Raw genomic sequence first — 12,974 nt, 5'->3', positions numbered from 1 at the left:
GGAAGAAGGCACACCGGCCGTCTGCGGAAAGCAAAGTCATCTGCGGCAATCAATTAGCCCGCTGATTTAAACAATCCTTATCCATATAGAGTGTATTCATCGATTTACAGCCAATCTATAACAGAATGACCTTTTTATTATTATTTGCTTTTGTTACTCTGCGGGTATCCAATACCAAATTTGAGAATTGTACGATCTTTTCATAATCAAGGGAAGAGTGATCTGTATGAATGAGGGTAAGATTTGCTTCAGCGATGGTTTCAGGAGTTAACTCAACGGATTTCAGGGTGCAGGCATTCAACTTAATGGATGGAATATACGGATCATAATAGTGAACGTCAGCTCCTTTGTCTTGAAGGAGTTTCATTATTTTCAAAGCCGAGGACTCTCGAACATCGTTCACATTCTTCTTGTAGGCAGTGCCTATCACAAGAATTTTCTTGCCGTTCAAAGAATGCCCTTCAGAATGCTCTTCGATTTTATTCACAATATAGTAAGGCATTCTTTCATTTACTTGATGCGCCCATTTTATTAAGTCAAGGTCTATTTGATAGGTACCTGCTTTCCATAATAAATACATGGGATCGACAGGTATGCAATGTCCCCCTATGCCGGGCCCGGGGAAATAAGGGGTAAAGCCAAAAGGTTTGGTACTTGCTGCGTCTATGACTTCCCAGAGGCTGATATCCATCTTCTCACATAACAGGAGAAGTTCATTCATGAAAGAGATATTGATCAACCGCTGGGAATTTTCCACCAGCTTGCTCATTTCGGCGACCTTGGGTGACGACACAGAAACGACGGAATCAAAAATGGTTTCATACACTTCACTCGCACGTTCTGTACATTCTTTCGTTACCCCTCCGACCAATTTGGGGATTTCATTTAATTGGTAGGATGTATTACCCGGATCGATTCGTTCAGGAGAATAAGCAATAAAAAAATCTTCCCCAATTGTATAACCTGAGAATTTAATGACAGGACATATTACTTCTTCAGTGGTTCCTGGATAGGTGGAACTTTCAAGAACGATAAGCTGATCTTGCTGCAGATGTGGTATGCAGTTGGAAAATGCGCTTTTTAAAAAGCGTAAATCAGGCTGATGTTCCGGCGTTAACGGGGTCGGGATGCATAGAATCACTGTTTTCACTTGGGATATGACATCAAACGCTGTACACGGATGAAAGGAACCGTGCTCAAATAGTTCAGCAATCGCTTCATCCTTGTAATCACTCAAGTAACTTTTGTGCTGCAGCAAGCTGTCTATTTTGGATTGATCAATATCGATCCCATACACTTCCCAACCGCCATTTATAAACAATTCTGCCAACGGAAGCCCAACGTACCCTAAACCTACTATTGCCACCGGGGCTTTATGGTGATTCATTTTCTTCCTCCTTTCTGCGAAGTTCATTGATCGCTTCAAATTTCTTCCCATCTGAGAATCCGCCTTTTTCGTGGGTATTTTCTATTAATAGATTAATAGCTTCCAGATGATCCCCGAGGAAAATTTCATCACACTTTACATCCTCTTCACAAGTCTTGATTCTTTGTGGTGCAGAAATGGTAAAATTAGAAAGAATGGCTTTCACATAGGCTACCGGCGGTTTTAGCAAATCTTCTGGTTGATGGTGATCCAGCACTCTTCTGCTTAAGGCATGCGGGTATTCTGTCAGGGAAAAATTAAGAAGGTCAGGTTTCTTCATTAAAATATTCAGACAGTAATGAATGGAGGTTTTCGAACTCATAGGATAGTGTCCAAGTAAATATCCTTTGTCATTAAGAGCAAGGTCTGTGTTTCCCTCAACCGCTTTGTAAAAACGATTAATTTCGCGCGTAGAGAGTAAAAAATCCCCGTCCAAAAACAACACATTTTCACCTCTCACATGCTGCACGGCTATAAACCTTTCATAGTAAGTGCCCTCTGATCCCGATATCTTTATAACTTTCACTTTGTTATTCTTTTTCATTTCAGAGAAAGAGTCTTTTGTATGATCTGTCACGATGACAATCTCATTAACCTTAGCTGTTTCTAAACGGGAAATTAAGGAAGGTACGGATTTCCCCCTCCCTTTGGTGGTGACGATTACAGCGCTTCTTTTGCATCTTGTCTTCCCAGGTGTGGGGGGTTCTTTGTTAACAGTTGATATTTCGACATTCCTGTCATCAAGGAATCCCCCCCTGTTTCCTTTTTGTTCGATTAAATAATGTAACCCTAAAACATGATCACCGAGGATTTCATCATGGGTGATAGCAAAAGGAGACGTCTTTGCCCTTATCCTGGCCCCGGGTCTGCGAGCATTTTTTCTTAACACATTAATGGCAATGGGGGATTCTGCTTTCAAATCACTCATAAATGTTTTGGCAATGGCCACTCCCGTTTCCGATAGATTCCACCAGCCTATTGTTTCCAGTGCTTTTCTATTCATGGCATGAGGAATCGATACGTAAGAATCTATATCATGCTCCTCTTTATTTAAAAATAAATTTAATCCTTTTCTCGCAACGGCTGTGCAGTGGGGGCTTCTCTTTTGTTTCAGCACGTATCTGAAATCATTTAAGGTAACATCCGCCCCCTCCTCGATCGCTTGAATGAATGGTTTAAGCTTGTCAGAAGTTATGACTTGATCTCCATCAATGAATAGCAAAATATCCCCCTTCGCATAGTAAGCGCCAATTGCTCTTGGTACGTTCCTGCCGAGGGGATATGGATATTCAATCACTCTTCCACCAAGTTGTTTGACGATTTCTTTCGTATTGTCTCTAGACCCGTTATCGACAACGATTATTTCAAACGGTTTCAGTTTTGATATTTCTTTTATGATCCCACCGATCAGCTTCGCCTCATTTTTAGCAGGTATGATGAACGAGAGTTTGTTTCCAGCCAATACAATCACCTCACTTATGATATTTTTATTTGCCAGTACGTTTAGACCACGTTATCTATTTCAGTTTATTTCTTCTTCATTTTCATGAAACGGCGCTTGTCCATTAAAAAAAGCCCCGATATGGCTTTTTGCTGCTTCTTTATGCTTCTGATAAAAACTTTGCATATCCCACCGGGGCGAAATGAGACTGCTTCCATTCTTCTTTCATTCCTGCATGCTTGTAGACGATTCTTAAATCCCTGCAGTTGCATTCAATAAACATGGGCACCCCATCATGGGTAATGCCTATATCAAGACCTACGTCAGCAATGTTCGAGATCTCCTGTGCAAGCTGCCCGGCGATCATAATGGATAATTTCTTAATATTCTCGTATACCTGTTTTTGATTCAGATGCGGCAGGTCATCCAGTAATTCTTCTAAAGAATAGCACGTTCCTCCCCGTGCGACATTCGTCAAATACCAGCCTTTTTGGGCGACTTTACCCGCCATTCCTGACACCTGCCAATTCCCGGTATCATTTTTCTGCACCGTTACCCTCATATCAAAGATCCCGCCCTTGCTTTTTGCAAGCGGAATTCTTTCTTGAATGATGAGATATGATTTATCGGCAAGCTTCTGTAATAGGGGCGGCCAATCAGTGGAGAAACACTGCTTCTTTAATGAATTATGTTCGCGGCTGGTTAATTCCCATTCCTGATTATCTTTTTTCTTTAGTTTTACTACCCCGATCCCCAGCGTCCCGCTGTTCGGTTTTATAATTAATTCAGGATATTTATCCATCATGCGTTTTAAATTATCCCTGCTCGCTTGAACCGTTTCCGGGAGATGTGGATGAAGTGTCTTATTCTTTCTAAGAATCTTATAGATGTTTAATTTCTTGTATCGATTATTTTCATTAAAGAAAGTGATTCCCTCTTTCTTAAGCTTTCTCATTTTCCTTCTCTGAGCTCTTTTCCCTGTGAATGTCCGGTTGTGGATAATTGCAGGCTTTTGAACTTTGCGGAGAATGTATTTTCCCTCGGCATTCTTCACATAAGCCATCACAGTATCTTCTCCCGGATTAATATCTTCAAAGCGGAAATAACACGCTGTTAAATTGTAATGTTCACAGGCAGCCTCATAAAACGAAAGGTTTTCAAAGGAAGTTCTCCCTTTTGTAATTCTTTTATATATACCTGTCCCTACCATAATACCTAAATATGTGTCCAATAATTCTAATCCTCCTAATCAGTTCTTTACTCTGTAAAAAAGTAAAGATATTTCAGAATGGTGATGATCAAGTTCTTTATAACTACTCTATTCAGCGTTCAAAGGAATGGTATAGGCAATCGGCTGACACAGGCCTTCCTATGTTGGCTGAAGAATGGTGAAATGGTGATGTGACCATTTTGAGCAACATCCCCCAAAAATGTGAATAGGATATGTAAAAATAAAGCTCCTCCTTCATTAACAGAGCCAATTATGAAAACGAGAGAAGGTGAGATAATTGACTTTAAAGAAACCAAAGGTGCTGATCATCACTCCCGGATCCTTTCCTATCCCCTCTCCCCGTTCAAGTTCGGTAGAAACCGTGATTGATAGAGTCACCAATGCTTTACAAGAAAAAGTCGACTTATATATAGCAGGCAAAAAGTCGCGGGGATTCTCCCGTATAGAACAGGATGGAAATATTCACTATTATCGCTGCCGCTTTAAGAATTGGCGGCATTATCTATTAAAGATCCTCCCTTATATCAAAGAGATAAACCCTGATATCATTCAGGTTGAAAACAGACCAAAGTACGCAGGTTTTCTCCGTAAAATCCTGCCACATCAAAAAATTTTTTTATCCCTTCACTCAACAGCCTTTATTTCTTCATCCGCTATACCCAAAAATGAGTTGATTCAGAGTATTCATTCTGCCGACAAAGTGATTGTGAACAGTCACTTCTTGAAAGAGGTTGTCATCCAAAAGACTCAGTGTTTGAGTGAGAAGGTCGCAGTCAATCATTTAGGGGTAGATATTTCTCAATTCACTCCAAAATGGGATTCTGACTTGATGGCTAATAGAGAGGTACTTAAAAGGAATGATCTTGAAGATAAGCAGATATTATTATTCGTAGGACGTCTTCGAAAAATGAAAGGAATTCATCATCTATTAAATATCTTGCCTTCCCTTATAAAAAAGCATCCTGACCTTTGCCTGGTGATCATCGGAAATGCTTTTTATTCGAACAAGCGTAAAACAAACTATGTGCTGAATCTAGAAAAAACAGCGAAACAATTTCCCGGCCATGTTAAATTCATTCCATTTGTTCCCCACAGCGAAATACATCGGTGGTTCCAATCAGCAAGTATCGTTTACGTTCCATCTCAAGCAAAGGAAGCATTTGGATTAGTAAACGTTGAAGCGATGGCCTGCGGAGTCCCGGTCATCGCTTCAAGAGCAGGCGGCATGAAGGAAATCATCAAACATGGAAATACCGGCTACCTTATTGATTTAAACAATATAGAACCAGAGCTTACCCATTATACAGAGAAACTTCTTACCAATCCCGGGGAACAGAAAGAACTCGGTATAAATGCCATTTCGTCTATCAACAGCCATTTTACCTGGGAACATTGTGCAAACCGTTTAAATGAATTGTATGTGGATGAATGGAAGTGAACAGAGAACGATTTTCCACAAGAAAAAAAAGCTGTCGGAATTTATCACGGCAGCTTTATGAAACGTATCATGTCTCTATTTTACTTTAACAATTAACTGGGTTACCCAAAGATGACCGTTGCAGGCAAGCAAAATGGGTCAATACCTTCTGCTTCGATACATATTTCTTGATTTGCTTCATTGAGGCTTAACGTAAACGTTACATCTGACGGCACGCCCATAAGTGTCAGAGTTCCTTCAACGACAACGGTTAAGGTCTGATTCCCACATGCATCAACTGTACAGATCGGAAAACCGATTTCTGTTGAAACGAAATCTGCTTCAATCTCAAGTCCAAAAACAATCACAGTAAACGCGCCAGTCACTGAGCTGCTGGCAGGTAAAGAGCCGGAACAAATATCTATTTCAAATTCGTAACTCAGAGATAAAAGCCGCGGTTCACAGATGATTCTTCTCGACCCTGCAGCTGTTGCCGGGCAATCACATAAGACTAATCCCATAATAGACCCTCCTTTCATAAGAAGATAAAGTATTATATGAATAACTCATAGATTTGCATGGACATATTTAATAGTGACTGAGAAAATAACCAAAATGAACTATAAAAGAGGCATGAATTCCCTCGTTTTCACGGGATAAACTGTGTATGTTAGTATTCATCCTTTTCTATATTTCCTTATCTTTTCGTAAACTGATTTATTTTTAAGAAACTTAAACATAGCAAGGTCCGGACCGAGGTTCGCTTCAAGGATCGAGATATGCCCATCCTCCGTCAGCCCCACATCCAGTCCTATACGCCTTGCAGCTGGATAGTGTTCCTGTAAGATGTTTGCTGAGTTAAGACCAACTTCGTTCAATTTTTCTACTACTTTATTTGCATCCAATTCTCTTATACCCGACTTTTCCAGTGCCTCTTCGACAGTCATGACAGCTTTAGCATAATTCGTAACAAAATAACCTTTCGCCGCAACCCTTACCAGAATTCCCGTGACTTCCCACTGATACGAATTTTTTTTCCGCTGAACCAGCACTCTTATATCAAACGGACAACCATTAATGGTCGTCAAGGGGATTCTTTCTTGTATAATATACCTTCTCTTCTTGAATAAATGATTTTTTTTCAAGGAAGAAAAGGCTTCCCCTTTGCTCTCAAACACAGTTTTAGTTAAACCTGACTGTATTTCAATGATCGTCCCATTCAATAATCTAATTTGTACAACACCTATTCCTTTATATCCTCTGCACGGCTTCACGATGACGGTGCCGAACCTGTCCAGATAGTCAGAAAAAGACTGCTCTGTCAATAAAGCCGTTGCCGGTAAATGAGGAGCGATTACAGAATGCTCTTTCATGAACTTGTATTTCGTATACTTTCCAATCGGACTACCCATCATAATTTACTCCTTTTCCTGATACTCTCTTAGTATCCTATGAAGATCAGGAGCAAATTCTTGTACGATAACCTACTAGTAGGCGTCCATAATAAAAAACAGGTGCCTCCAGTTTATATAAGGAGGCACCTGTTTAATCGAGAACCTGCTCTATATTCATTACGCATGGGATCAATCGTCAATCTCCCGGTTAGCTGTTCATCATATTCATTAGTTTTTCGTAAGCCTCTTCGTTACCTGTGATATCGGCGATTTCCCACACAACATCCTGGAAGTGTTTAAGGTCCAAGTTATAGAGAAGCTTATGGTCAAACCCAGTGGCTGTATACTCTGTAAAGTTCCATATATGGTGGTGATCCTTTTTATCAATGGCAGTTGCAATTGATCTGATGACGCGCAGAAGTTCCCCGGTGATTACAGCGTCCTCTCTCGCGTAATGTCTGATAGAGGCAAACCCGCGGTAGAGATAGTCATCGAAGTTTAAGTTTTTTAAAATGACTCGAAGGTTTCCTTCCTCATCTGTGAGATAGGGTGAAAATACTTCCATTTCCGATATATGAATAAGGAGGTCACCGATTTGATAGATAATATTCGTTGCTGTCTTTGGGTCATCATTCCCGAGTGCGCGTATGGCGATCTCCACAAATTTATTAATACTGAATTCTATATCCTGGACTTCCGTTTGATTCTTACCAACCTCAAACATACGGGTATAGCGCTCTTCATCAATATCAAAGTCTGATGAAGGATGCCAGTACGTCATAAAAGGTGTCGACCGGAAGACGAAGCTACCGATGCGGTTATCAATACGGATGATCAGATTGTCCTCGGCTGCCTGCCGGATCAGTGCATCAAAGTAGGTTTTCTGCAGATAGCCGGACTGTTTGGCATACATCTGCTTCCCCTCTCCGCCAGGGACCTGCATCTTTATACCATCGGGCTGCTTCGCTTTATGAGGCTTCAATTCATTAACCAGCGAGCTTTCAATGATATCGACGGATTCCAGCTTGATCTGCTCGGTCAGATTGGTGACCTGCAGCCAGTTGACGATATGGTTGATGAAAACAGCGAAGGTACTGATCGTGAGCAGAGCCGTGAATACAGCTCCAGATGGAATCAGACTGTATGCCTGAGCCGTATCTTCATTGATGAAAAACAAACAAAAAAGCACATATAGAAAGCTTCCGCTAAAAATCCCGAGCGTCCGCTGGGTCACTTTATTCATCATAAAGTTCTTAAGGATCCGCGGAGAGAACTGACTGGAAAATGTGGACAGCGCCCCGAGCACGCCGTAAAAAGTAAACGTGGTAAGCGATAAGATTCCTGCGGTCAGTGTACTCAGGATCGTCTTGGTCAACCCGTAGTCGACCTTTAAGAACGACGGCATCTCTTTGTACACATTCATTTTCAGATCCGCCCACAGTGTTATGAAGACGAGTATGAGGGAGAGAAGCGCATAAATCATGGGGGTCATCCACAAGTTGGAGTAAAGGACACTCCACTTTTCCCGCTTCGTCATCCTTGCAAATCGCTTCGCCTCCGAGGGCAGTTTTTTAAATATGTAATGCATTCCGGTCCCACCCTGTATAAAAGTATCCAGCTGAAAATGTTCAACTTTCCCGTAATCTTCCCTGATGGGGGCCTTCTTAAACTTCTGGAATACCCTTTATTTAAAAGAAGGAATCCGGCCGCAGCCGGGATTCCACTCTGGCGGATTATACAGTCGTGTTACATACTCCGTTTCTCAGGCAGGTTAATACACTGCCGAGCAAACCGAGAATCCAGCAGATAATGCTGCGAAGCCAATCCAAAATGCATGATGATCCAGGAAGAGCTGCTCCCATTGTTCCCCCCTCCTTTCTCTATGAAACTAGTAAATAAAATTTACCACTATCTATTCTATTAATCGTCCTTGAATGTTGTATAAACCCTTGTACCAGTCCTTTCGGAATTTAGGCCGGAATACCAACAAAAAAAAGGACCGCATTACACAGAACGGTCCCCTTCGAGTAATGTTCGATAGATTGCTGAAATTTCATCTACTTTCATCCGTACCAGCCCGCTTGATGAAGGTGCCGTAAAATCGCGTATCCCAGGTACCGTCGATTCTTCCTGCCACCCCCACGGTACCTTCTTCTTTCCTGAAAACTGCTGATAGACGCCTTTGCCGACGAAGCATGCGATCCGGGGTCTATATGTTTCCAGTTTTTCTTTTAATAGGATCCTTCCTTCCCGGTATTCTTCTTTCGTTATCTCAGAAGCGTCCTTGGTCGGTCTTTCTACAATATTCGTCAATCCATATCCAAGCTCCAGCAGACTGCTGTCTTCCTCCGTTTGATAGAGCCTGGGCGTCAGGCCCGACTGATAAAGGATCTTCCAGAAGCGGTTTGTAGGATTCGCATAATGATGCCCCGTTTCACTCGAGCGGATACTCGGATTGAACCCGATGAACACAATGTCAAGGCCGTGTTCCAGGTGATCCGGAATGGTGTCCATGAGCATTACCACCTTTTTGTCATTTTCTATCCTCCATGATAACCGAGACTCCGGCCCAATCAAAGTTTGTAACCTCGGTCCATCTCAAGAGGGCATGTCAGAAGGTCCGGTGTGCAGCGCTTTTTCCGTATTGAAACCCAGTCGCTGACACACCGGAGAACGAAAGAAAACCCGCTTCCGGACGGAGGCAGGTTTTCTGGAAATATCACAGATGAATTTCGATTGTGCTGGTTTCGCCTGTAAGCAGTTTTTCAAGTTCGGTTTTGGTAATTTTCACTCCGCCTTCACGGTATCGGTTGGATACAGGGATGGCAGAAGCTTCCTGACCGTTGATCACTACACGCATTCCGTCATGGCTCCCCAGGTGATAGACGAAAGTCACCGGCTTGTGCTGGAATGTGAAATCGAATCTCATGCCGTCAAGATCTTCCGGCAGAACCGGGTCGATCACGAGGTCCCCATCTTCCTGGCGGATTCCCAGTGCATTTGAAATCAATTGATTCATATAGATCCCCGGTCCGCTTGAATAAATTCTCCAGCCGCCTTTGACCGGCACGGAACCATCACGCAGTTCACCAAAACGCTCCTGTGCTTCGTACCTCGTATTGAATTTTCCATCAGAAGAGCTGAAATACACATTGCTCTGACGGCGTTCCGCGTTCGGCACGGCCTCTTTCAGGCCGACCGGATTGATGATTTCGAGGCCTTTCCATACTTCATCCGTATACCCGAGCTTCGCCATCGCTTCCACAAAGCGGATGTGGGCATGGACGTATTGAAGGCCGATTTCACGTCCGAAGTTCGAGGCCTGTTCGGCACGCTTGAAGTGGGTGCTGACCCCGCCTTTATACTTCGCCGGGCGGTTCATCAGGCGGACCCCATCCGGACAGTATAAGTGTTCCTTCACCAATTCATAATGCGCTGATGCCTGTTCAGGTGTGAACAGCTCAGAGATGATGCTGCGGTTCATCGGCAGCAAACGGTAATGTATGCCGGTTTTTGTATCCTTCGGATGAACCATGAATTCGGGTTTCCCCGCTTCTTCCATATACACGAATCCAGGGATGACGTCATCCTGGAGGATATACTTGTTGAAATCCTGCTGGATGCCTTCGGCGAGGGCGCGGAATTCCTGTGCTTCTTCTTGTAGAACCCCTTCGAGAACAGAGGAAAGCTTCACGACCACTTGATAGGTCAGCGCAACCGTCCAGCTGCTCGCCATGTATTTTTTCAGATTGGCGTTCGCCGGCTGAAGCGTATCGTCCCAGTCCCCGTCGCCGTAGGAAGACAGGAACGTATCATGCAGGAAGTTTTCCTTGATATAGGAAAGCTCTTTCCTGATATGATCGAGAAGAGTCGCTTTCCCTTCAGTGAAACCGAATCCTTCCCGTTCTGTATAAGGAATCTCTTCCTGTAGAATTCCGTAGTCATTCGTCGCCTCGAGATAGTCGCTTACCACTTTCAGCGGCCAGACGATGATATCCCCGTGGCTGTCATCCTGCTGAAATTTATAATACTTGTCAAACATGAACCATTGCGGCCAGTTGCCGTCATCTTCATATTGATGCGCATAAACGGTTTTGATGATTTCCTTCACGGATTCATAGTTCTGTGTCGCCATGAAATATTCGGTCGGACCCTGACACACATCGCGGGTTCCCCAGGCTGCCCCTCCGTATTGCTCCAACCCGTGCGGAACGGAGTAATGGACCAGCATATTGTGAGTGTACCACCAGGCGAGCGCATTCACTTTTTGAAGGGATGCCGGTGTGGATTCATTGGTGGAAAGTTTGAAGCCGTTCATGACACCTCTATAGTATTCACGGTACTTCTCGATTTCTTCATTGAGGTCGCGCTTTACGAAATCGCGCTCTTCCCCGTTCAACAGACCCTGGACGGTCAGATTCCATTCTGCGGACGCACTTACTTCCATCACAACGAGGGAAGCAGCACCTTGTTCAACACCGCCCGCAAGCTTCTCTTCACGGCCGGTTTCCACATCCGCCCCGTCGATTTTCAACCTGTAGCAAAGATGCGGGAACGTCTGACTGCTGTCCGCTTCCGGATCGGCAGTGATCGTCAGGATTCCGTCTTCCTGCTTCAGGTTGAAGCCTTTTTCATATTCATTGTTATTCATCGTCACCTGATTCGTCACGATATAACGGTACGATTTGCCGTTTCGTGATTTCACGTTCAGCTGCACTTCCGGTGAATCGACCACGGTATAATTTGAAATGACGATCATATCGTCCTCAGTCTTATAGTACCAGCGTGCGTAATTGAAGCCGATTTCGAACAGGGATGGCATCGTCAGCAGCCGGTACTCGCCGTCCACTTCTATATAGATGCGTTGCCCAGATGTTTTAGGCACATTCAAATGACTGCGCTGGTTCGTCAGCATTTTATTAAACGACGTATTCCCGACCACAAGCTGCGAGTTGAACAATCCGTACATGAAGGAGGTGGTCGTAATCGTATCTGCTTTTATGCGGTGGTTTTCACCCGACATCAAAATATGACCGTGCGGCCGCTCCACCATCAATTCCTTTTCTTTCAAGACGACATGCTCATGTGTATCCGTGAAGAATGACAACAGGCGATCGCCTTCCCGCTCCTCATTGTGACGGTGTGCGAACAGTTCTTCTATTTCGGTTCCGTTCATGGAAAGCGTTTGGAGGGGCTTGCCGAATTCCGGTTTCATTTTCACATATACACCGGTACCTTTATATTCTGTTCCCCCGGCCTTTGCCTCTTCCCATGCCGCATCAATTTCGTCTTGGAACTCCAATTCTTCAATCGCTGCAGCATGATCTTCCTTGAAGACTCCGTAGAACGTAAATCTTTGTTTACCTTTTAGTTTTGCCTTTTGGGACTGCAAGGCCGTATAGGCGAATTCATACTGATAGATTTCATTTGCCAGCGTTTCTTTTGTCAACACTTCAGGTCTATCTGTTTCTTTATAAGACAATCCGTAAAATTGGAACCCGTCCGTCGAATAGCCTGCCGCTTTTCCGAGCGAACCCTGCTGAAGATAAGGAAATCCGCTTGACTGCGGCTGATTCTGTCTCGAGCAGACCACATATCCTCTGTCTTCATTCTTAAACACGCGATGATCGATATACTGGGACATATAGGCTTCATTTGAACGGACGGCCCCCCTGTCGGCAAGTCCCAGATCCTGTCCGTAAATGACATCGACCTCTATTTCATCTCCTTCAACCTCGGCATCCCAGAACCAGATACCGCGGTCCGTCAATGTGAACGTCACTTCGTAGGCCGCGCCTTCGAAAGAACCGCTCCATTTCACGCGGGAATCAGCCCATTCCACCTTGCTTCCTGATTTGACCCCGATCATCGGCTTGAATGTGATGCCATTATCCCCATGGATGCGAAGATATAGTTTGTTCATCGACCCATCGATCGGGTTGGCCATCAATCCATTCACCATGATGTCTTTATGTGTAAGGGCAAATAAGTCGCCGCCCGGTAAAAAAGTAAATGTCAGATTTCCTGCTGAGAGTACAACGTTTGTATTCATTTCTTTCCCCTCG

Annotated in this window: 9 protein-coding genes; 1 reads left to right on the top strand and 8 read right to left on the bottom strand. The window is 43.8% G+C overall.

Features of this window, described 5'->3' with window-relative positions:
• Positions 1-115: 115 nt before the first annotated feature.
• The 3 genes from ACKA06_RS17415 to ACKA06_RS17405 form a co-directional block, all read right to left on the bottom strand.
• Complete coding sequence (locus ACKA06_RS17415; protein ID WP_411160281.1) at positions 116-1,387, bottom strand: nucleotide sugar dehydrogenase; 1,272 nt, start codon at positions 1,385-1,387, stop codon at positions 116-118.
• The gene (locus tag ACKA06_RS17410; RefSeq protein ID WP_411160280.1) at positions 1,374-2,888 is read right to left on the bottom strand and encodes a glycosyltransferase family 2 protein; all 1,515 of its coding nucleotides are present in this window, start codon (positions 2,886-2,888) and stop codon (positions 1,374-1,376) included. The genes ACKA06_RS17415 and ACKA06_RS17410 overlap by 14 nt, the downstream gene beginning before the upstream one ends.
• Before the next feature lie 139 nt (positions 2,889-3,027).
• Positions 3,028-4,098 carry a YheC/YheD family endospore coat-associated protein gene (locus ACKA06_RS17405; RefSeq protein ID WP_411160279.1) on the bottom strand — a complete coding sequence of 357 codons (1,071 nt, stop codon included), beginning with the start codon at positions 4,096-4,098 and terminating at the stop codon, positions 3,028-3,030.
• Between the two features lie 277 nt (positions 4,099-4,375).
• Between ACKA06_RS17405 and ACKA06_RS17400 the strand changes: the two genes are divergently transcribed.
• Positions 4,376-5,536 (top strand): glycosyltransferase family 4 protein, encoded by a 1,161-nt coding sequence (locus tag ACKA06_RS17400; RefSeq protein ID WP_411160278.1) that lies wholly within the window; start codon positions 4,376-4,378, stop codon positions 5,534-5,536.
• Positions 5,537-5,637: 101 nt separating this feature from the next.
• Here the strand turns inward: ACKA06_RS17400 and ACKA06_RS17395 are convergent, their stop codons facing one another.
• From ACKA06_RS17395 to ACKA06_RS17375, 5 genes are all read right to left on the bottom strand, one after another.
• On the bottom strand, positions 5,638-6,036 hold the full coding sequence (locus tag ACKA06_RS17395) for a YceI family protein (RefSeq protein ID WP_214873580.1): 399 nt from the start codon (positions 6,034-6,036) through the stop codon (positions 5,638-5,640).
• Between the two features lie 156 nt (positions 6,037-6,192).
• The gene (locus ACKA06_RS17390) at positions 6,193-6,927 is read right to left on the bottom strand and encodes a YheC/YheD family protein (RefSeq protein WP_411160277.1); all 735 of its coding nucleotides are present in this window, start codon (positions 6,925-6,927) and stop codon (positions 6,193-6,195) included.
• A 190-nt stretch (positions 6,928-7,117) separates the two neighbouring features.
• Positions 7,118-8,497: a DUF2254 domain-containing protein gene (locus ACKA06_RS17385; RefSeq protein ID WP_411160276.1), complete on the bottom strand. Its 1,380-nt coding sequence runs from the start codon at positions 8,495-8,497 to the stop codon at positions 7,118-7,120.
• A gap of 416 nt (positions 8,498-8,913) precedes the next feature.
• Positions 8,914-9,423 (bottom strand): mismatch-specific DNA-glycosylase, encoded by a 510-nt coding sequence (locus ACKA06_RS17380; protein WP_198258616.1) that lies wholly within the window; start codon positions 9,421-9,423, stop codon positions 8,914-8,916.
• A gap of 205 nt (positions 9,424-9,628) precedes the next feature.
• Positions 9,629-12,961 carry a GH36-type glycosyl hydrolase domain-containing protein gene (locus tag ACKA06_RS17375; RefSeq protein WP_411160275.1) on the bottom strand — a complete coding sequence of 1,111 codons (3,333 nt, stop codon included), beginning with the start codon at positions 12,959-12,961 and terminating at the stop codon, positions 9,629-9,631.
• Between the last annotated feature and the right edge of the window lie 13 nt (positions 12,962-12,974).

Source organism: Rossellomorea oryzaecorticis, from assembly GCF_045897515.1.
GTDB classification, from domain to species: Bacteria; Bacillota; Bacilli; order Bacillales; family Bacillaceae_B; genus Rossellomorea; species Rossellomorea enclensis.
The sequence above is the reverse complement of the archived record's forward strand: the minus strand, read 5'-3'. Positions and strand labels throughout refer to the sequence as shown.